This window comes from Streptomyces fractus (genome assembly GCF_049844455.1).
Taxonomy (GTDB): Bacteria; Actinomycetota; Actinomycetes; order Streptomycetales; family Streptomycetaceae; genus Streptomyces; species Streptomyces fractus.
In genome coordinates, this window is sequence record NZ_JBMYHI010000002.1 from 7,451,164 (window position 1) to 7,471,463 (window position 20,300).

At 70.8% G+C, this 20,300-nt stretch carries 20 protein-coding genes; 15 read left to right on the forward strand and 5 right to left on the reverse strand.

The features are described from left to right. Nucleotides 1-34 precede the first annotated feature (34 nt). Nucleotides 35-760, reverse strand: a complete 726-nt coding sequence (locus tag ACP4E5_RS35835) for a 3'-5' exonuclease (RefSeq protein ID WP_425836100.1) — start codon at nt 758-760, stop codon at nt 35-37. 184 nt (nt 761-944) lie between these two features. On the opposite strand from ACP4E5_RS35835, the gene ACP4E5_RS35840 reads away from it, so the two are divergent. Then, nucleotides 945-1,511 carry a DUF4365 domain-containing protein gene (locus tag ACP4E5_RS35840; RefSeq protein ID WP_425841916.1) on the forward strand — a complete coding sequence of 189 codons (567 nt, stop codon included), beginning with the start codon at nt 945-947 and terminating at the stop codon, nt 1,509-1,511. Between the two features lie 36 nt (nt 1,512-1,547). After that, entirely contained in the window at nt 1,548-2,765 is a 1,218-nt protein-coding gene (locus ACP4E5_RS35845) for a hypothetical protein (protein WP_425836102.1), read from the forward strand. A 28-nt stretch (nt 2,766-2,793) separates the two neighbouring features. Here ACP4E5_RS35845 and ACP4E5_RS35850 read toward each other — a convergent pair whose 3' ends face one another. Next, entirely contained in the window at nt 2,794-3,354 is a 561-nt protein-coding gene (locus ACP4E5_RS35850) for a DinB family protein (RefSeq protein WP_425836104.1), read from the reverse strand. 136 nt (nt 3,355-3,490) lie between these two features. Here ACP4E5_RS35850 and thrS point away from each other — a divergent pair, with 136 nt between their 5' ends. Then, nucleotides 3,491-5,470 carry a threonine--tRNA ligase gene (gene thrS / locus ACP4E5_RS35855; RefSeq protein ID WP_425836106.1) on the forward strand — a complete coding sequence of 660 codons (1,980 nt, stop codon included), beginning with the start codon at nt 3,491-3,493 and terminating at the stop codon, nt 5,468-5,470. A gap of 3 nt (nt 5,471-5,473) precedes the next feature. Here thrS and ACP4E5_RS35860 read toward each other — a convergent pair whose 3' ends face one another. Next, nucleotides 5,474-6,184: a potassium channel family protein gene (locus ACP4E5_RS35860; protein WP_425836108.1), complete on the reverse strand. Its 711-nt coding sequence runs from the start codon at nt 6,182-6,184 to the stop codon at nt 5,474-5,476. A 67-nt stretch (nt 6,185-6,251) separates the two neighbouring features. On the opposite strand from ACP4E5_RS35860, the gene ACP4E5_RS35865 reads away from it, so the two are divergent. Next, nucleotides 6,252-6,821, forward strand: coding sequence for an HIT family protein (locus ACP4E5_RS35865; RefSeq protein ID WP_425836110.1), 570 nt, complete (start codon nt 6,252-6,254; stop codon nt 6,819-6,821). A 7-nt stretch (nt 6,822-6,828) separates the two neighbouring features. On the opposite strand, the gene ACP4E5_RS35870 is transcribed toward ACP4E5_RS35865, so the two are convergent. Together ACP4E5_RS35870 and ACP4E5_RS35875 are read right to left on the reverse strand one after the other, a co-directional pair. After that, nucleotides 6,829-8,577: a hypothetical protein gene (locus ACP4E5_RS35870; RefSeq protein ID WP_425841919.1), complete on the reverse strand. Its 1,749-nt coding sequence runs from the start codon at nt 8,575-8,577 to the stop codon at nt 6,829-6,831. Between the two features lie 186 nt (nt 8,578-8,763). Beyond that, nucleotides 8,764-10,980, reverse strand: coding sequence for an elongation factor G-like protein EF-G2 (locus tag ACP4E5_RS35875; protein WP_425836112.1), 2,217 nt, complete (start codon nt 10,978-10,980; stop codon nt 8,764-8,766). Nucleotides 10,981-11,364: 384 nt separating this feature from the next. Here ACP4E5_RS35875 and pgsA point away from each other — a divergent pair, with 384 nt between their 5' ends. The 11 genes from pgsA (at nt 11,365) to yajC (ending at nt 20,247) form a co-directional block, all read left to right on the forward strand. After that, the gene (pgsA, locus tag ACP4E5_RS35880; RefSeq protein WP_425841922.1) at nt 11,365-12,078 is read left to right on the forward strand and encodes a phosphatidylinositol phosphate synthase; all 714 of its coding nucleotides are present in this window, start codon (nt 11,365-11,367) and stop codon (nt 12,076-12,078) included. Beyond that, nucleotides 12,075-12,998 carry a phosphatidylinositol mannoside acyltransferase gene (locus tag ACP4E5_RS35885; protein WP_425836114.1) on the forward strand — a complete coding sequence of 308 codons (924 nt, stop codon included), beginning with the start codon at nt 12,075-12,077 and terminating at the stop codon, nt 12,996-12,998. The genes pgsA and ACP4E5_RS35885 overlap by 4 nt, the downstream gene beginning before the upstream one ends. Further along, a complete protein-coding gene (locus tag ACP4E5_RS35890) occupies nt 12,995-14,155 on the forward strand; it encodes a glycosyltransferase family 4 protein (RefSeq protein ID WP_425836116.1) in 1,161 nt (386 codons plus the stop codon). Before ACP4E5_RS35885 ends, ACP4E5_RS35890 begins: the two co-directional genes overlap by 4 nt. A 32-nt stretch (nt 14,156-14,187) precedes the next feature. Then, nucleotides 14,188-14,733: a LemA family protein gene (locus ACP4E5_RS35895; RefSeq protein ID WP_425836118.1), complete on the forward strand. Its 546-nt coding sequence runs from the start codon at nt 14,188-14,190 to the stop codon at nt 14,731-14,733. 108 nt (nt 14,734-14,841) lie between these two features. Next, nucleotides 14,842-15,741: a pyridoxal 5'-phosphate synthase lyase subunit PdxS gene (gene pdxS, locus ACP4E5_RS35900; RefSeq protein ID WP_425836120.1), complete on the forward strand. Its 900-nt coding sequence runs from the start codon at nt 14,842-14,844 to the stop codon at nt 15,739-15,741. Beyond that, nucleotides 15,741-16,346 (forward strand): pyridoxal 5'-phosphate synthase glutaminase subunit PdxT, encoded by a 606-nt coding sequence (gene pdxT / locus ACP4E5_RS35905; protein ID WP_425836122.1) that lies wholly within the window; start codon nt 15,741-15,743, stop codon nt 16,344-16,346. The genes pdxS and pdxT overlap by 1 nt, the downstream gene beginning before the upstream one ends. 44 nt (nt 16,347-16,390) lie before the next feature. After that, nucleotides 16,391-17,143 carry a YebC/PmpR family DNA-binding transcriptional regulator gene (locus tag ACP4E5_RS35910; RefSeq protein ID WP_425836124.1) on the forward strand — a complete coding sequence of 251 codons (753 nt, stop codon included), beginning with the start codon at nt 16,391-16,393 and terminating at the stop codon, nt 17,141-17,143. Nucleotides 17,144-17,248: 105 nt separating this feature from the next. Next, nucleotides 17,249-17,824, forward strand: a complete 576-nt coding sequence (ruvC, locus tag ACP4E5_RS35915) for a crossover junction endodeoxyribonuclease RuvC (protein WP_425836126.1) — start codon at nt 17,249-17,251, stop codon at nt 17,822-17,824. Beyond that, nucleotides 17,821-18,429, forward strand: a complete 609-nt coding sequence (ruvA, locus tag ACP4E5_RS35920; RefSeq protein ID WP_425836128.1) for a Holliday junction branch migration protein RuvA — start codon at nt 17,821-17,823, stop codon at nt 18,427-18,429. The genes ruvC and ruvA overlap by 4 nt, the downstream gene beginning before the upstream one ends. A 67-nt stretch (nt 18,430-18,496) precedes the next feature. Then, nucleotides 18,497-19,600, forward strand: coding sequence for a Holliday junction branch migration DNA helicase RuvB (gene ruvB, locus ACP4E5_RS35925; protein WP_425836130.1), 1,104 nt, complete (start codon nt 18,497-18,499; stop codon nt 19,598-19,600). A gap of 164 nt (nt 19,601-19,764) precedes the next feature. After that, nucleotides 19,765-20,247, forward strand: coding sequence for a preprotein translocase subunit YajC (yajC, locus tag ACP4E5_RS35930; protein ID WP_425836132.1), 483 nt, complete (start codon nt 19,765-19,767; stop codon nt 20,245-20,247). The last annotated feature ends 53 nt before the right edge of the window (nt 20,248-20,300 follow it).

Genomic DNA, 20,300 nt, shown 5'->3' on the forward strand with positions numbered 1-20,300 from the left:
TCCGTCGCACAGGCGGGCCGGTTTTTCGTTGTGCTCAGGCAGCCGCCGGAAGTTCCGGGCGCAGCGGCCACGCCGGGTCCACCGTCTCCGGGTTGCCGCTGCGGGCGAACCAGGCCTGAAGACCGCGGGCCTGCGCCGCGTGCCAGACCGCCTGAAGGGTGTGCAGCTCGGCGGCGGAGAGGCGCTCGAGGCGGGACGCGAACCGGCGGCCCACCTCCCGCACCACGTCGAGGGACGCCTGCGCGTCCGCCGCCGCGTCGTGCGCGCCCGCCAACTCGACCCCGTACTGCTCGCACAGGTCGGTCAGCGTACGGCGGCCCTTGCGGTAGCGGTCCAGGTGCTTGTCCAGGACGCGCGGGTCGATCACACACAGGGACGCGGTCGCCAGATATTGCGAGAGCGACGAGGCCCGGTGCCGCTTCAACTCGCGGTCCAGCAGCGTCAGATCGAACGGGGCGTTCATCACGACGAGCGGCCGGCCCGCCGCGGCCTGCTCGGCGAGCGCGCGCCCGACCTCCTCCATCACCGGCGCCGGCCAGCGCCCGTTGCGTTGCAGATGCTCATCCGTCAGGCCGTGAATCTCGGTGGCGCCGGGCGGCACCGGCACCCCGGGGTTCACCAGCCAGCGCGACACCCGTGGCCGCGTTCCCGCCGCGTCCTGCACCACGACCGCGGCGGACACGATGCGATCGTTCTCCACGTCCACGCCGGTCGTCTCGGTGTCGAAGGCGGCCAGGGGACCCTCGTACCAGCACGTCATGATCTCTCAACTCCTGGTTCCCGCGCGGCAGATGACGTCCGGTCCATGTGTTGTCCCTGCCCCAAGCGGTGATACCCGCGCTGTTTGCGTCGTACGCCGAGCGGTCACAACACAGGTACGAGTCATGGCAGTTCAGCGGGGTGCCATCGGCATGAACCCGCTTTCCCGGAAGGTCAGTCGGCCCATGGCGCTCGCGCGGCCCGAACGAGGCGGGCTGCTGCCCGAGCGGATCGCACCGCCGCGCGGCACACTCGCCACCACCGCCTGCATGGAGACGTTGCAGGTGGGCTATCTGCACGCCGTGGCCGCCGCCGCGGGATGCTCGCTCTCGCAGCCCTTTCCGGACAACGGCATCGACTGGCACGTCAGCCACAGCTCGCCCGGGCACGCCATCGACGACGAGGTCACCATCAAGGTGCAGCTCAAGGCGACGTACCAGATCGCGCCCGACCCGCCGGGGCCGACCTTCGCGTTCACGCTCGACAACGCGCACCTGGAGAAACTGGCCCGCACCCCGGTGTCGGTGCACAAGATCCTCGTCGTGATGCTCGTGCCGCGCTCCCAGGACGACTGGCTGCGGGCCGCCCACGACCGGCTCGACCTGCGGCACTGCTGCTACTGGATGAACCTCGCCGGACAGCCGGTCACCGGCCGACGCAGGACCACCGTGCGCGTCCCGACGGCGCGGATCTTCGACGACCGCGCGCTCTGCGAGATCATGGCCAGGGTGGGCGCGGGTGGACGGCCCTGACGGTTCAACTCGGCCTGGGCCGAAGGGAGTTGTGTGATGCAGCATCGCCCGATCGAGGAACCCCTGCGTCCGCTCGGCGCGGGTCGCGGTCACCCCGTCGACCTCGTCGGGCCTGAGCCGGGGCAGGTCGACCCCGTGGTGCTCGGCGCCCTGCTCGACCGGCACGGCTGGCTGCGGCGCGGCGGGGCCGCCGGGCGGTACGCGCGCTGGACGCTGCCGGGGACCGGGGGCCGCACCAGCCTGCTCGTGCCGGAGAGCCGGGCCTTTCCGGACAGCGAGGAACTGCTCGGCGAGGCGCTCGTCGCCCTCGAACGCAGCGGGACGCCGTCAGCGCGCGAGGTGCTGGTCTCGCTCGCCGTGCCCAGCGACGAGATCCGCTGGACGCGCGATGTCCCTGCCGGGCCGGCGGGCGCCTCATCCTGGCCCGTCGAGGAGCAACTGCGGGGCGCGGCGCGGCAGATGCTGCTCGCGGGCGCCCTCGCCGCGCGCGGGCGCGCCGGGTACTACGGGGCCAGGCACCGGCGGCCCGCGGCCGCGGCCCTGGAGAACGTACTGGTGCAGACGGCGTCCGGAGGGCGCCGTCTCACCGCGTTCGTGCCCGTCGCCACGGGCCGGGCGCTCGCCGTCCGGCTGCACCAGGCGCTGTACGCGGTGCGCGAGGCCATCGACTACCGGCGGGCCACCGGCGGCATGGACGCGTTCGACAGCGCGATCGAGGCGGGCGTCAGCCATGAACTGACCGAGGCACTCGTCGCGCTGGTGCGGGGCACCGAGGGCGCGCGCGTCGGCGTGGACTGGGCGCCCGCCGCCGGAGTGCCGCACGAGTGCACGGACGGTGATGCCCCCGTCGAGTTCTCACCGGGCGACCTCGACGTGCTGCGCGAGGCCGGCGCCCGCTACCAGTACGCGGAGCCCGCCGTCTCCGTCCGCGTCACCGGCACCGTCGTCCGCATGCGCAGGGCGGGGCCGCGCGGCGCGGGGACGGTGCGGCTGCGGGTGCTCGCGGGCGCCGAGGTGCCGCACGTACGGATGACGCTGGACGAGGAGGCGTATCGGATCGCGGGGCACGCGCACCTGGTGGGCCTGCCGATCCGCGTGCACGGGCGCCTGGAGAGCCGGGGCGGATTCCGCCGCCTCACCGGCGCGAGCGGCGTCGTACCCGTCCAGGTGGAGGAGGCCGAGCGGGACCGGATGATGAAGTCGCTCCAGGAGAACCTGGACTTCTTCGAGGAGGCGTGCGCGGGGGAGGAGTAGCGGCCTCAGCCCTCCTTGTGCGCGTACCTCAGCCCTCCTTGTGCGCGTACAGGTCTCTGAGCAGGGCGATCTCCGCCGTGTGGTGCAGCATCTCGCGGTTGATGTGCAGCACGAGCGTCGCCATCGGCTCCTCCTTGAACTCGCCCTCGGCCGGACCGCACGGACGGGCCAGACCCGCCTCGCCCAGACCGCGCACGCCCGCGATCCACTGCGCGTACGCGGCATCGAGGCGGTCCAGGGCCTCGGCGGCCGTGCCGGGATAGTCGTACGTCATGTAGTCCACCGGCTCCGCCCCGAAGTGCGAGGCGTTCCGGGCGCCGAGCACGCCCACCAGGATGTGCCCGAGCCGCCACGCGATCGTCGTCACCGGAGCGGGGACCGGCTCCGGGTACGCGAATTCGATGACGAAGTCGCCGGAGCCGCCCTGGATGGCGGCGCTCGCTCTGCCGCGCGGACGCAGGCTCCAGCAGTCCGCCACGGGCTCCCAGAAGTACTCGTCGTCCGTGAGCCCGGCCAGCCGGTCCCTGAGCTGGTGTCGCCAGTGCCAGTCGAGCTGGTCGGCGAGGAGCGTGTTCCAGTCGAGTGTCATACGTCTCACGCTAGGCGTGACCACTGACAGTCGCCGGTTAACCGTTTCGCGAGCGGCCCTGGTGACTCGGTACGATCGTTGCTGCGCGCGTCACAGGTAATGGCGCGGCGTTCCATCTTCAGGTAGGAGAAGTCCGGTGTCTGACGTCCGTGTGACCATCCAACGCGATTCCGAGCGGGAAGAGCGCGTGGTGACGACGGGCACTACGGCCGCCGAGCTCTTCCCCGGTGAGCGCAGCATCGTCGCGGCCCGCGTCGCCGGTGAGCTGAAGGACCTCGCGTACGAGGTCGCCGACGGCGAGACCGTCGAGCCCGTGGAGATCTCCTCCGAGGACGGCCTGAACATCCTGCGGCACTCGACCGCGCACGTCATGGCGCAGGCCGTGCAGGAGCTGTTCCCCGAGGCCAAGCTCGGCATCGGCCCGCCCATCAAGGACGGCTTCTACTACGACTTCGACGTCAAGGAGCCGTTCACCCCCGAGGACATCAAGCGCATCGAGAAGAAGATGCAGGAGATCCAGAAGCGGGGGCAGCGCTTCTCGCGCCGCGTCACCACCGACGAGGCCGCCGCCGTGGAGCTCGCCGACGAGCCGTACAAGCTGGAGCTCATCGGCCTCAAGGGCAACGCGGCGCAGGCCGCCGACGGCGCGGACGCCGAGGTGGGCGGCGGCGAGCTGACCATCTACGACAACCTCGACGCCAAGACCGGCGACCTGTGCTGGAAGGACCTCTGTCGAGGCCCGCACCTGCCGACCACCCGGAACATCCCCGCGTTCAAGCTGATGCGCTCGGCCGCCGCCTACTGGCGTGGCAGCGAGAAGAACCCGCAGCTCCAGCGCATCTACGGCACCGCGTGGCCGACCAAGGACGAGCTGAAGGCGTACCTCGACTTCCTCGTCGAGGCCGAGAAGCGCGACCACCGCAAGCTGGGCGCCGAGCTGGACCTGTTCTCCTTCCCGGAGGAGCTCGGCCCGGGCCTCGCGGTCTTCCACCCCAAGGGCGGCGTCGTCCGCAAGGTCATGGAGGACTACTCGCGGCGCCGCCACGAGGCGTCCGGCTACGAGTTCGTGAACACCCCGCACATCTCGAAGGAGCACCTCTTCGAGACCTCGGGCCACCTGCCGCACTACGCGGAGGGCATGTTCCCGCCCATCCAGTTCGACGAGCAGAACTACCGCCTCAAGGCGATGAACTGCCCGATGCACAACCTGATCTTCAAGTCCCGCGGGCGTTCCTACCGTGAACTGCCGCTGCGGCTCTTCGAGTTCGGCACCGTGTACCGCTACGAGAAGTCGGGCGTCGTGCACGGCCTGACCCGCTCGCGCGGCTTCACGCAGGACGACTCGCACATCTACTGCACCAAGGAGCAGATGGCGGAGGAGCTCGACACGCTCCTCACCTTCGTCCTCGACCTGCTGCGCGACTACGGCCTGACCGAGTTCGAGCTGGAGCTGTCGACCCGCGACGAGTCCGACAAGTTCATCGGTACGGACGAGGACTGGGCCGAGGCCACCGAGGCGCTGCGCTCCGCCGCCGAGAAGCAGGGCCTGCCGCTCGTGCCCGACCCGGGCGGCGCCGCGTACTACGGCCCGAAGATCTCCGTGCAGGCCAAGGACGCCATCGGCCGCTCCTGGCAGATGTCGACCCTCCAGGTCGACTTCAACCAGCCCAAGCGGTTCGGCCTGGAGTACACCGCGGCGGACGGCTCGCGCCAGCAGCCCGTCATGCTGCACCGCGCCCTGTTCGGTTCGATCGAGCGGTTCTTCGGCGTGCTCCTCGAGCACTACGCGGGCGCCTTCCCGGCGTGGCTCGCGCCGGTGCAGGCCGTCGGCATCCCGATCGGCGACGGGCACGTGACGTACCTGGAGGAGTTCGCCGAGAAGGCGCGCGCCCAGGGCCTGCGCGTCGAGGTCGACAAGTCCTCGGACCGCATGCAGAAGAAGATCCGCAACCAGCAGAAGGCCAAGGTGCCCTTCATGGTCATCGCGGGCGACGAGGACATGAACGCCGGTTCGGTGTCCTTCCGCTACCGCGACGGCTCGCAGGAGAACGGCATCCCGGTCGACGAGGCCATCGCGAAGATCGCGAAGGTCGTCGAGGAGCGGGCGCAGGTCTGACGTTCAGTCCTTTCTGTCGGAGGCCCCCGGGGAGTTCCCCGGGGGCCTCTCGGCCTTCCCGCCCAGGGTTCCGTCCGTCTCGTCCTCCCGCGCGAACACCTGGAGCAGCCACGAGGAGAACGAGCCCGTGACCGCGCCGAGCAGGGCGAGGCCGCAGGCCATCACCCCCACCGCCACGAGCCGGCCGAGCCCGGTCACCGGCGCCAGGTCGCCGTAGCCCACGGTCGACAGCGTCGTGCACGTGAACCACACCGCGTCGCCGTACGTACGGATCTCCGCGCCCGGCGCCGTGTGCTCCTGCTGGTACAGGGCGAGCGAGCCCGCGAAGCCGAGCAGCGTCACCGAGAGGCCCGCGTACGCGATCACGCGCGCGTGCAGCGAGAGCCGCGGCTCGTGTCGCCGGTCCTGCACCGTCTCGTAGGCCTGCACGATCCGTACGGGACGCAGCAGCGGAAGCAGCAGGACGAGCGTGTCCAGCCAGTGCTTGCGGATGAAGCGCGGCCAGCGCTGTCCGCTCAGGCGCAGGCGCACCACGTAGTCGACGATGAACACGGCCCACGCGGCGAGCGTGAGCGCGAGGCTCAGGTCCCGCAGGGCGCCCGGCAGGGACTGGCCGAGGACCCGGACCGCGTACCCGGCGAGGTAGACGAGCGAGGCCACCGCGAGGACGACGCCGTTGTGCCGCTCCCAGCGGGCGAGTGGGGTGTCGGTCATCCCGACAGCATCGCCCGCGCCGACCTGGGAAGGTACCCGCCGACACGCCTCCGTGAGGTGACGCCATATGCTGCATTGCATGACGAGTGAGCCGGAGCAGCAGGTCGGTCCAGTGGGTGAGCCGGACGGATTCGGGCGACTGTGGACCCCGCACCGCATCGCGTACATCCAGGGCGAGGGCAAACCGACGGGCCCCGGGGCCGACGACGGCTGTCCGTTCTGCGCGGGCCCCGGCAAGTCCGACGAGGACGCGCTGATCGTGGCGCGCGGCAGCTCCGTCTACGCGATCCTCAACCTGTACCCGTACAACGGCGGGCACATGATGGTGCTGCCCTACCGGCACGTCGCCGACTACACCGATCTCGACCTGGACGAGACCGCGGAGCTCGCCGACTTCACCAAGCGCGCCATGACCGCGCTGCGCTCGGCCTCCGGCGCGCACGGCTTCAACATCGGCATGAACCAGGGCGCGGTCGCGGGCGCCGGCATCGCGGCCCACCTGCACCAGCACGTCGTCCCCCGCTGGGGCGGCGACACCAACTTCATGCCGGTCGTCGGCCACACGAAGGTGCTGCCGCAGATGCTCGCCGACACGCGCACGGCCCTGGCGAAGGCCTGGCCCAGCTCCAGCGACTGACCGGCCCCTACGCGTCGTACGTGTCCGCCTTCCCCGGCGTCGGGTCCTGGACCTGGCCGCTGAGGAAGCCGGAGCGGTTGCCGAACTTCTCGGTGTCCACGCCGTTCTCGTCGAGCACCCTGATGGCCGCCGCGTGCACCACGCGCAGGACCGGCGTGGCCGTGCGCAGCGCGTCGTCCGCCATGAAGCGGTGCCGCCACGGCTGGTCCGCCCAGGCGTGCCGCAGTCCGAACGGCTCGGGCAGCACCAGCTTCCCGCCGAGGTGGTCCAGGAGCGGCGGATACCAGGTGAAGGGCGCGCGGACCGCGATCCGGACCGCCTCGTCCGAGGTGATCAGCGGGAGCGTCTTCTCCGTGGTCTCCCAGAACCGTATGGGCTTGGAGACCTCCTTCTTCCGCGGCTCGGGCTTCGACGTGAACAGGGAGTGCACCGGGCCGAGCGCGTGCCCGGTCACCTCTATCCGCAGCGTCTCGTGCAGCACCGTCACCGTGATCAGCATGGTGATCACCAACTGGCCGTCCCAGAGCGTGAACTGGACGCCCAGGTAGTGGCGGCTGCCGCCACCGAACTGTTGCTCGTTGCAGATTCGCTCTATCTCGTGCGTCCTGGTCTCGAACGCGTCGACGTTCACGCCCGAGGGGCGGGTCACGCTCTTCGCGTTCTCCCCGATCGGCGAGACGATCCAGTGCTTGACCGAAGGCGTGGGGAAGCCTCCGGTGTGGATCGGCTTGCGCTCCAGGAGGCGGAGCTGGTCGTGGATCGCGCGGATCACGTCCCAGCTGCGGAACGGGTGGATGTCCTTGCCCGGTTCCTTGGACACCAGGTCCTCGGCCAGCTGCCAGCCGCCCCAGCGCGTGCCCATGCCCAGGATGCCCTTGGGGCCCGCGTAGAACACGGAGTTCGACTGCTGCTCGGCGGACAACTTGGCCAGATTCTGGCGCAGTTGCTCGGCCGAGGTCTCGCCGGGACTGCCGGGGACGGCCTCCGGGATCTTCGCGCCGACCCCGCCCCCGGACAGCAGCCCGCCCCACCGGTCCCGCAGGTCCCGCGCGGTGCGCTCGCAGATCTGCCGCGCCCAGTAGCCGCCGATCACGGGCGCCACGAACGAGGCGCGCAGATACCAGGTCCAGCCGCTGGTGGACGGAAGCCGGACAAGCACGATCACGACGGCGACGAACACGACCGCCAGTACCGTCATGGTGAGGGCGGCCCTGCCGTGCGCCTTTCGCTCCCGCGCCTTGGCCTCGCGCTTCTCCTTGGCGCCCTTGCTGTCGGCCTCCTTGGTCTCCTTCTCGGCCTGAGCCACCCGGATGCTGTCCCTGCGGCGGATCTCGAACGCGGTGACCCAGAGCAGGAATCCGGGCAGGAACAGGAAGCCGAACACCACCGTCACCAGCGTGAGCAGGCTGTCGCGCTGGCGCCGGATCCGGTTGGCCGCGAGGCAGTGCTCCACCACGACCTGCGGTTCCGTGCCGAACGACTGGATGAGCGGCTTGCGGGCGCCGCCCAGCATCCGCACCTGCACCGCCCGCGCGAAGGCCTCACCGAGATTCGGCGCGAACAGCGACCACATGCCCCTCTTCACCTGGGACTTGTGCCACTCGTTGTTGGTTTCCTCGATCTTCACCGCCGGGTCGTCCCGGTACGCGGCCGAGGCGATGGCGAACGTCGCGGCGGTCTGGCCCGCGGAACCCTGGAGCGGGATCTGCGCGCCCGGCCGGAAGTCGAATATTCCGTCGGCCGAAGCCGGCTTCATCGTGTCCGCCACTGCCACCCCCATCACCGCACGCCGTCGCTGCGGCTTTTCCCGACTTGCCCGCCCCGCACACCTGTTGGGCGCGCCGTCGGCCGGAACCGGCTGATCTTCGACCAGCGTAGCGGCCGCCACCGACACCGGCCCCGGGGAACGGGAAGCCGGGGCCGGTGCGCGGTCCCGGGCCGACTACGGGACGTCCTGGGCCTGTTCGCGGATCCGCTCGCTCAGCTGGGGCGGCATCGGCTCGTGCCGGGCGTAGTCGCGGCTGAAACGCGCGGTGCCGTGCGACAGCGAGCGCAGGTCCACCGCGTACCGGCCGATCTCGATCTCCGGTACCTCGGCCCTGACCAACGTCCGCCCGCCCGAGGCCTGTTCGGTGCCGACGACGCGGCCGCGCCGCCCGGACAGGTCGCTCATCACGGTGCCCACGTAGTCGTCGCCGACGAGGACCTCGACCTCGGCCACCGGCTCCAGGAGATGGATCCGCACATCGGTCGCCGCCTCCCGCAGCGCGAGCGCCCCCGCCGTCTGGAACGCCGCGTCGGAGGAGTCCACCGAGTGCGCCTTCCCGTCGATCAGCGTCACCCGCACGTCGATGAGCGGATACCCGGCCGCGACGCCCTTCGCCGCCTGCGCCCGCACCCCCTTCTCCACGGACGGGATGAACTGCCGGGGCACCGCGCCGCCGACGACCTTGTCCACGAACTCGATGCCCGAGCCGCCGGGCAGCGGCTCCACCTCGATCTCGCAGATCGCGAACTGGCCGTGGCCACCGGACTGCTTCACGTGCCGGCCGCGCCCCGCCGACCTGCCCGCGAACGTCTCCCGAAGGGAGACCTTGTGCGGGATGACGTCGACCTGCACCCCGTACCGGCTGCGCAGCCGCTCCAGGGCGACGTCCGCGTGCGCCTCGCCGAGGCACCACAGGACCACCTGGTGGGTGTCCTGGTTCTGTTCCAGGCGCATCGTCGGGTCCTCGGCCACCAGGCGCGAAAGGCCCTGGGAGAGCTTGTCCTCGTCGGCCTTGCTGTGCGCCTGGATGGCCAGCGGAAGCAGCGGGTCGGGCATCTCCCACGGGGACATGAGCAGCGGCGCCTCCTTCGCCGACAGCGTGTCCCCGGTCTCCGCCCGGCTCAGCTTCGCGACGCACGCCAGATCGCCGGCGACGCAGTGGGTCAGCGTGCGCTGCTGCTTCCCGAAGGGGGCCGAGAGCGCCCCGATCCGTTCGTCCGCCTCGTGCAGGGCGCGGGTCTCGTGTCCGTGGTCGGAGAGCCCGTGGCCCGACACGTGCACCGTCGCGTCGGGCCGCAGGGTGCCGGAGAAGACGCGGACGAGCGAGACCCGCCCCACGTACGGGTCGGACGCGGTCTTCACGACCTCCGCCACCAGCGGCCCCTCCGGGTCGCAGGCGTGGATGTCGAACTCCTTCCCGTCGCGCCCCCGCACATCGGGGGCGGCGCGCTCCATGGGGGTCGGGAAGCCGCCGGTGATCAGCTCGAGGAGTTCGACGGTGCCGATGCCCTGCCGTGCGCCCTCCGCCGCCGGGGCCGCCGCCAGGACCGGGTGGAAGACGCCGCGCGCGACGGCCCGCTCCAGGTCGTCGACGAGCGTCTTGACGTCGATCTCCTCGCCGCCCAGATAGCGGTCCATGAGGGTCTCGTCCTCGCTCTCCGAGATGATCCCCTCGATGAGCCGGTTGCGGGCCTCCTCGATCAACGAGGCCTGGTCGGCGCCCGGTTCCGACTCCTTGCGTTCGCCCGACGCGTAGTCGAAGAGGCGCTGCGAGAGCAGCCCGATCAGGCCCGTCACGGGCGCGTGCCCGTCCGGCGCCTGTTCGCCGCGCAGCGGGAGGTACAGCGGGAGCACGGCGTCCGGGTCGTCGCCGCCGAAGATCTCCGCGCAGCTCCGCGTCACGTCCTCGAAGTCGGCGCGCGCCGCCTCCAGGTGCGTGATCACGATGGCCCGCGGCATGCCGACCGCCGCGCACTCCTCCCACACCATGCGCGTCGCGCCGGCCATCGTCTCGGGTCCGTCGGCCGCGGAGACGACGAAAAGGGCCGCGTCCGCAGCCCGCAGACCGGCCCTCAACTCCCCGACGAAATCCGCGTAGCCGGGGGTGTCCAGGATATTGATCTTGAAGCCGTCCCACTCCAGCGGGACGAGTGAGAGCTGCACCGAGCGCTGCTGGCGATGCTCGATCTCGTCGTAGTCGGAGACGCTGGTGCCGTCCTCGACGCGGCCCGCCCTGTTCACCGCCCCCGCGGTCAGCGCGAGGGCCTCCACGAGGGTCGTCTTGCCCGATCCGCTGTGGCCGACCAGCACCACATTCCGTACGGACGCGGGATGGTCGGCCGTCGCTGCCCTGCCGGCGGCTCCGGGGTGTCCGTTGCTCTTGTCGCCCATGCCTTGCCTCCCGGTTGCTTGCTCGGTGAGGTCCTAGGCGTGTTTCGAAAGTCCCGTCTGCCTCGCGGGACCTGGCACGCACGCTCGCGGCGTTGCCGAAATGCCCTAGTAGCTCCGCTACGAGACCATTCCGGCGCCTTGCGATCGCACGCACCAGGCCCCGCGAGGCCCGCCCTCCGGGCGGACGACGCTACTTTCGAAACACGCCCTAGTTCCTTGTCGGCCTATGGGCGCGGACACGCGAATCCGCGTGCGGAGGCGGCTTCGGCGACGCCCGCGGTGTCTTTGAGCTTTCCACTCGGGTCACTGTGCGTCCATACGTCGTACGGGATCGCACGCCCACGCGTGCGGCCCGTCGGCGGTTCGCACGCGCGCGTGGCTACGATGGGCCAGCCGGTGGCCAGAGGGGCCGCGCGGCCACCGACCCTCGGGAAGGCCATGCTGAACAAGTACGCGCGTGCATTCTTCACGCGTGTCCTCACACCGTTCGCCGCGTTTCTCATCCGCCGCGGAGTCAGCCCCGACGCGGTCACGCTCCTGGGCACCGCCGGAGTCGTGGCCGGTGCGCTGGTCTTCTACCCGCGCGGTGAGTTCTTCTGGGGAACCGTCGTCATCACGCTGTTCGTGTTCTCGGACCTCGTGGACGGCAATATGGCGCGCCAGCTGGGCCGCTCCAGCCGCTGGGGCGCCTTCCTGGACTCCACGCTCGACCGCGTCGCCGACAGCGCCATCTTCGGCGGCCTGGCGCTCTGGTACGCCGGTGGAGGCAACGACAACGTCCTGTGCGCCGTGTCGATCTTCTGCCTCGCCAGCGGCCAGGTCGTGTCCTACACGAAGGCACGTGGCGAATCGATCGGCCTGCCGGTCGCCGTGAACGGTCTCGTGGAGCGCGCCGAGCGGCTCGTCATCTCGCTCGTCGCCGCGGGCTTCGCCGGGCTGCACAAGTTCGGCGTGCCGGGCATCCAGTACCTGCTGCCGGTCGCCCTGTGGATCGTTGCCGTGGGCAGCCTCGTCACGCTGATCCAGCGCGTCGTCACGGTGCGCCGCGAGTCCGCCGAGGCGGACGCGGCGGCCGCCCAGGAGGGGGCCACCTCGTGAGCGGGACGCAGGAACGGATCACCGACGCGCTGTACGGGCTCGGCTGGGCGACCGTCAAGAAGCTCCCCGAGCCGGTCGCCCAGCGCCTCGGCCGCACGATCGCCGACGCCGCCTGGAAGAAGCGCGGCAAGGGCATCCAGCGACTGGAGGCCAACCTCGCGCGCGTGGTGCCCGACGCCACTCCGCAGCGCCTGCAACAGCTCTCCAAGAAGGGCATGCGTTCGTACCTGCGCTACTGGATGGAGTCCTTCCGCCTCCCCGCGTGGAGCAAGGAGCGCATCCAGCAGGGCTTCTCGGTCAAGGACGTCCACTACCTCACCGAGGGCCTGGACGCCGGCAAGGGCGTCGTCCTCGCCCTGCCCCACATGGGCAATTACGACCTGGCGGGCGCCTGGGTCACCACCCAGCTGGACACCCCGTTCACGACCGTCGCCGAGCGGCTCAAGCCGGAGACCCTGTACGACCGTTTCGTCGCCTACAGGGAGGGCCTCGGCATGGAGGTGCTGCCGCACACCGGCGGCGCCGCCTTCGGGACGCTCGCACGGCGGCTGCGCGCGGGCGGCCTGGTCTGTCTGGTCGCGGACCGGGACCTGTCGTCCTCCGGTGTGGAGGTCAAGTTCTTCGGCGAGACGACGCGGATGCCCGCGGGGCCCGCGATGCTCGCCCAGCACACCGGCGCGCTGCTGCTCCCGGTCACCCTCTGGTACGACGATTCGTCCATAATGCGGGGGCGCGTCCACCCACCCGTCGACGTGCCGGAGACAGGTACGCGGGCCGAGAAGACGTCTGTCATGACGCAGGCGCTGGCCGATGCCTTCGCCACGGGGATCGCGGAGCATCCGGAGGACTGGCACATGCTGCAGCGTCTGTGGCTCTCCGACCTGGTGCCCGCCGAGAAAGCCGAGGAGAGGCCCGCGTGAGGATCGGAATCGTCTGCCCGTACTCCTGGGACGTGCCGGGCGGCGTCCAGTTCCACATCCGCGATCTGGCGGAGCACCTCATCGCCCTGGGGCACGAGGTGTGCGTCCTCGCGCCGGCGGACGACGAGACCCCGCTGCCGCCGTACGTCGTGTCGGCGGGCCGCGCGGTTCCCGTGCCGTACAACGGCTCGGTGGCGCGCCTGAACTTCGGCTTCCTGAGCGCCGCGCGCGTACGCAGGTGGCTGCACGACGGCACCTTCGACGTGATCCACATCCACGAGCCGGCGTCCCCGTCGCTCGGCCTCCTGGCGTGCTGGGCCGCGCAGGGCCCGATCGTCGCGACCTTCCACACGTCGAACCCGCGCTCGCGCGCGATGATCGCCGCGTATCCCATCCTGCAGCCCGCCCTGGAGAAGATCAGCGCGCGCATCGCGGTGAGCGAGTACGCCCGCCGCACCTTGGTCGAGCACCTGGGCGGCGACGCGGTCGTCATCCCGAACGGCGTCGACGTCGACTTCTTCGCGCGGGTCGAGCCCAAGCCGGAGTGGCAGGGCGACACGATCGGCTTCGTCGGACGTATCGACGAGCCGCGCAAGGGCCTGCCGGTGCTCATGAAGGCGCTGCCGAAGATCCTGGCGGAGCGCCCGCGGACCAGGCTCCTCGTCGCCGGGCGTGGCGACGAGAAGGAGGCCGTCGCGGCGCTCCCCAAGGAGATGCGCGACCGCGTCGAATTCCTCGGCATGGTCAGCGACGAGGACAAGGCGCGCCTTCTCGCGAGCGTCGACGTGTACGTCGCGCCCAACACCGGAGGCGAGAGTTTCGGCATCATCCTCGTCGAGGCGATGTCGGCCGGCGCGCCCGTGCTCGCCTCCGACCTGGACGCCTTCACCCAGGTCCTCGACCAGGGCGCGGCCGGCGAACTCTTCACCAACGAGGACGCGGACACCCTCGCCGTCGCGGCCCTGCGCCTCCTGGGCGACCCGGACCGCCGCGCCGAACTGCGCGCGCGTGGCAGCAGGCACGTCCGCCGCTTCGACTGGTCCACGGTCGGCGCGGACATCCTCTCGGTCTACGAGACGGTGACCCAGGGCGCGGCGGCGGTGGCGGCGGACGAGCGGACGGGCCTCAGGGCGCGGTTCGGCTTGGCGCGGGACTGACGCCTGCTGCTGCCCCGGTAGCCTTGCCGCCCGTGACCGTCACCCTCATCTGGATCGCCGTAGGCCTCTTCGCGATCGGGCTCTACCTGAGCTGGACCGCAGGACGCCTCGACCGCCTGCACGCCCGCATCGACGCGGCCCGCGCCGCCCTGGACGCCCAACTCCTGCGCCGCGCCTCGGTCGCCCAGGAACTGGCCACGTCCGGCGTGCTCGACCCGGCCGCGTCGATCGTGCTGTACGAGGCGGCACACGCCGCGCGTCAGGCCGAGGAGGAGCAGCGCGAGGTCGCCGAGAGCGAGCTCAGCCAGGCGCTCAGGGCGGTCTTCAACGAGCCCGACCAGGTCGGGGCGGTCCGGGAGGCCCCCGGCGGCGACGAGGCCGCGGAGGAGCTCGCCCAGGCGGTCCGCCGCGTCCCCATGGCCCGCCGCTTCCACAACGACGCCGTGCGCGCGGCCCGAGCGCTGCGCCGCCACCGCACGGTCCGCTGGTTCCGGCTCGCCGGGCACGCACCGTTCCCGCTGGCCTTCGAGATGGACGACGTGCCGCCGACGGCGCTGGCCGACCGCCCCACCAGTTAGATCCCAGGCCAAAAGGAGCCACCGGCTACCCATTGGCCCTTGTAGTGGCCTGTTCCCCAGAGGTTTCCTCGGTACAGCAAAAGCCTTCTTCACCGAGTGAGGTCACCCGTGTCCACTTCTGAAAACACCGCCACCGGCACCGCCCGCGTCAAGCGAGGCATGGCCGAGCAGCTCAAGGGTGGCGTCATCATGGACGTCGTCACGCCCGAGCAGGCGAAGATCGCCGAGGACGCCGGCGCCGTCGCCGTGATGGCCCTGGAGCGGGTGCCCGCCGACATCCGCAAGGACGGCGGTGTGGCCCGGATGTCCGACCCCGACATGATCGAGGGCATCATCGGCGCCGTGTCGATCCCGGTGATGGCCAAGTCCCGCATCGGTCACTTCGTCGAGGCCCAGGTGCTGCAGTCCCTCGGCGTCGACTACATCGACGAGTCCGAGGTGCTCACCCCGGCCGACGAGGTCAACCACAGCGACAAGTTCGCGTTCACGACCCCGTTCGTCTGTGGCGCCACCAACCTGGGCGAGGCCCTGCGCCGCATCGCCGAGGGCGCCGCGATGATCCGCTCCAAGGGCGAGGCCGGCACCGGCAACGTCGTGGAGGCCGTCCGCCACCTGCGCCAGATCAAGAACGAGATCGCCAAGCTGCGCGGCTTCGACAACAACGAGCTGTACGCCGCCGCCAAGGAGCTGCGCGCCCCGTACGAGATCGTGCGCGAGGTCGCCGAGCTCGGCAAGCTGCCGGTCGTGCTGTTCTCCGCCGGTGGCGTCGCCACCCCCGCCGACGCCGCGCTGATGCGCCAGCTCGGCGCCGAGGGCGTCTTCGTCGGCTCCGGCATCTTCAAGTCCGGCGACCCGGCCAAGCGCGCCGCCGCCATCGTGAAGGCCACCACCTTCTTCGACGACCCGAAGATCGTCGCGGAGGCGTCCCGCAACCTCGGCGAGGCCATGGTCGGCATCAACTGCGACACCCTGCCCGAGGGCGAGCGCTACGCGAACCGGGGTTGGTGATGACCGCTCCCGTGGTCGGAGTGCTCGCGCTCCAGGGCGACGTACGGGAGCACCTCGTCGCCCTGGCCGCGGCCGACGCCGTGGCCAGGCCCGTGCGGCGCCCCGAGGAACTGGCCGAGATCGACGGCCTCGTCATCCCTGGCGGGGAGTCGACCACCATCTCGAAGCTGGCCCACCTCTTCGGCCTCATGGACCCCCTTCGCGCGCGCGTGCGCGAAGGAATGCCCGTCTACGGGACGTGCGCCGGCCTGATCATGCTCGCCGACAAGATCCTCGACCCGCGCTCGGGCCAGGAGACCATCGGCGGCATCGACATGATCGTGCGGCGCAACGCCTTCGGACGGCAGAACGAATCCTTCGAAGCGGCGGTCGACGTCCGGGGCGTCGAGGGCGATCCTGTAGAGGGCGTCTTCATCCGGGCTCCCTGGGTGGAGTCCGTCGGAGCCGAGGTGGAGGTGCTCGCCGAGCACGAGGGGCACATCGTCGCCGTACGCCAGGGCGACGCCCTCGCGACGTCCTTCCACCCGGAGCTCACGGGGGACCACCGGATGCACGCCCTGTTCGTGGATATGGTGCGGGCGAAGGGCGCTGCCGGTTCCTTGTAGGATCTCTGGCGTTCGTAAATTGGTTACGCGAAGGAGACAGGCAGATGTCCGGCCACTCTAAATGGGCTACGACGAAGCACAAGAAGGCCGTGGTTGACGCCAAGCGCGGCAAGCTCTTCGCGAAGCTGATCAAGAACATCGAGGTTGCGGCGCGCTCCGGCGGCATCGACCCCGATGGCAACCCGACGCTTGTCGACGCCATCCAGAAGGCGAAGAAGAGCTCGGTCCCGAACAAGAACATCGACTCCGCGGTCAAGCGCGGCGGCGGCCTCGAGGCCGGCGGCGCCGACTACGAGACGATCATGTACGAGGGCTACGGGCCGAACGGCGTCGCGGTGCTCATCGAGTGCCTCACCGACAACCGCAACCGCGCCGCCTCCGACGTGCGCGTCGCCATGACCCGCAACGGCGGCTCGATGGCCGACCCGGGCTCGGTCTCGTACCTGTTCAACCGCAAGGGCGTCGTGGTCGTCCCCAAGGGCGAGCTGTCCGAGGACGACGTTCTGGGCGCCGTGCTCGACGCGGGCGCCGAGGAGGTCAACGACCTGGGCGAGTCCTTCGAGGTGCTCTCCGAGGCCACCGACCTGGTCGCGGTCCGCACCGCGCTCCAGGAGGCCGGGATCGACTACGACTCGGCGGACGCCAACTTCGTCCCGACCATGCAGGTCGAGCTGGACGAGGAGGGCGCGCGCAAGATCTTCAAGCTCATCGACGCGCTCGAGGACAGCGACGACGTGCAGAACGTCTTCGCCAACTTCGACGTCTCCGACGAGGTCATGGAGAAGGTCGACGCCTGACGTGACATCAGCGGCGGGCCGATGGGACACACCCCGTCGGCCCGCCGCTTTGTCAGTGGCACCCGATAGCCTGCACAAACAGGCGATCGAAGGTTGGGGGCAGGCGTGCGCGTTCTCGGGGTGGACCCGGGTCTCACCCGGTGCGGTGTCGGGGTGGTCGAGGGGATCGCGGGCCGGCCGCTGACGATGCGCGGCGTCGGTGTCGTACGGACGCCCGCGGACGCCGAGTTGGGGCACCGCCTCGTCGCCATCGAGCAGGGCATCGAGCAGTGGCTCGACGAGCACCGGCCCGAAGTCCTCGCCGTGGAGCGGGTGTTCAGCCAGCACAACGTGAGTACGGTGATGGGCACCGCCCAGGCCAGCGCCGTCGCCATGCTGTGCGCCTCGCGCCGCGGCATCCCCGTGGCGCTGCACACGCCCAGCGAGGTCAAGGCCGCCGTCACCGGCACGGGCCGCGCCGACAAGGCACAGGTGGGCGCCATGGTGACGCGCCTGCTGAGGCTCGACGCCCCGCCCAAGCCGGCCGACGCGGCCGACGCCCTCGCCCTCGCCATCTGCCACATCTGGCGGGCCCCCGCGCAGAACCGACTCCAGCAGGCCGTGGCACAGCACGCGGCCCAGGCGCCCAGGACCTCCCGAGCCACGCGCGCTGCTCACGCATCGAAAGGCCGTACCGCATGATCGCCTTTGTCAGCGGCCCCGTCGCCGCCCTCGCCCCCGACGCCGCGGTGGTCGAGGTCGGCGGTGTCGGCATGGCCCTCCAGTGCACGCCGAACACGCTGTCGACGCTGCGTATCGGCCAGCAGGCCAAGCTCTCCACCTCCCTCGTCGTGCGCGAGGACTCGCTCACCCTGTACGGCTTCGCGGACGACGACGAGAAGCAGACGTTCGAGCTGCTCCAGACCGCGAGCGGCGTCGGCCCCCGCCTGGCCCAGGCGATGCTCGCCGTGCACAGTCCGGACGCGCTGCGCAGAGCCGTCTCCACGGGTGACGAGAAGTCGCTCACGGCCGTACCCGGCATCGGCAAGAAGGGCGCCCAGAAGCTGCTCCTCGAACTGAAGGACCGGCTCGGCGAGCCCCTCGGCACAGGCGGCCCGGCCATCGGCACGGCCGTGACCAGCGGCTGGCGCGAGCAGCTGCACGCCGCGCTGATCGGCCTCGGCTACGCCACGCGCGAGGCCGACGAGGCGGTCGACGCGGTCGCCCCGCAGGCCGAGGCCGAGGGCACGCCGCAGGTGGGCCGGCTCCTGAAGGCGGCCCTCCAGTCCCTCAACCGCACTCGTTAGCCCAGCCGCCCCGACCGGGCACCCGAAGCCGACCGCCCCTTTGAATCCGTAACGCGAGGCACCACACATGAACTGGGACGAGACCACCGAAGACGCCGCGACGCCGCAGGCCGACCGGCACGTCGGGCCCGCCGCGGAGCGGCTTGTGGACTCTGTCGCCGACACGGAGGACCAGGCCGTAGAGGCGGCTCTGCGCCCCAAGGACCTGGGCGAGTTCATCGGCCAGGAGAAGGTCAGGGAGCAGCTCGACCTGGTCCTGCGCGCCGCCCGCGCGCGCGGCGCCACCGCCGACCACGTCCTGCTCTCCGGCGCCCCCGGCCTCGGCAAGACGACGCTCTCCATGATCATCGCGGCCGAGATGGGCGCCCCGATCCGGATCACCTCCGGCCCCGCGATCCAGCACGCGGGCGACCTCGCGGCGATCCTCTCCTCGCTCCAGGAGGGCGAGGTCCTCTTCCTCGACGAGATCCACCGGATGTCGCGGCCCGCCGAAGAGATGCTCTACATGGCGATGGAGGACTTCCGGGTCGACGTCATCGTCGGCAAGGGCCCCGGCGCCACCGCCATCCCGCTGGAACTGCCGCCGTTCACCCTCGTCGGCGCGACCACGCGCGCGGGGCTGCTGCCGCCGCCCCTGCGCGACCGCTTCGGCTTCACCGCACACATGGAGTTCTACGGACCCCCCGAGCTGGAGCGGGTGATCCACCGCTCGGCGAGCCTCCTCGATGTGGAGATCGACACAGCGGGCGCCGCCGAGATCGCCGGGCGCTCCCGCGGCACCCCCCGCATCGCCAACCGCCTGCTGCGCCGCGTCCGCGACTATGCGCAGGTCAAGGCCGACGGGCAGATCAACAGGGACATCGCGTCCGCCGCGCTCGGCGTCTACGAAGTGGACGGCCGCGGCCTCGACCGCCTGGACCGCGCCGTGCTCGAAGCCCTGCTCAAGCTGTTCAGCGGTGGACCCGTGGGACTTTCGACACTTGCCGTCGCCGTGGGGGAGGAGCGTGAGACCGTGGAAGAGGTCGCCGAGCCCTTCCTCGTACGCGAAGGACTCCTGGCGCGCACCCCCAGGGGCCGTGTGGCGACTCCCGCCGCGTGGGCCCACCTGGGACTCACCGCACCCCAAGGGAGACCTGGGGCAAGCGGACAACAAGACCTCTTCGGGGCATGACGGCGCGCGTACTCGCCGGGGCTGGAACCCCGGTGCCATGCTGAGCGTTGTTCCCACCGTGCGGACTCGCTTAGACTCCGCCGACGTCGCCTTTGCGGTGGCGCAATACCCCATCATCGACACGGCCGCATTTCGACATGGCCGAATGAAGGAAGTTCCTACCCGTGAGTCCTGTGACCCTCCTCCCGTTCATTGTGCTCATCGGGGCTATGTTCCTGATGACCCGGTCTGCCAAGAAGAAGCAGAAGCAGGCCGCGGACATGCGCAATGAGATGCAGCCCGGTTCCGGCGTCCGCACGATCGGGGGCATGTACGCCACGGTCAAGGAGGTCCACGACGACGCGGTCCTTCTCGATGCCGGCCCCGGCGTCCACCTCATGTTCGCGAAGAACGCCATCGGCGCCGTGCTCACCGATGACGAGTACAACCGCATCGTCCACGGCGAGGAAGTCGTTGATGATGACGAACTGACCAATGACGCCGTCGTGCCGGACGACGCGTCCTCCCTCACCGAGACCGACGAGACCGCCGCTGACGACTCGCGCATCGACCTCGGCAAGAAGGACGAGCCTGCCGAGGCCGAGAAGGCCGAGAAGGCCGACGACGCCGAGGTGAAGAAGACCGACGGCGAGTCCGACGCGAAGTAGTACGGCCGGAACCGTGGGGCGTCCGCTCGAAGTGCCCCGCGGTTCCTGTCCGT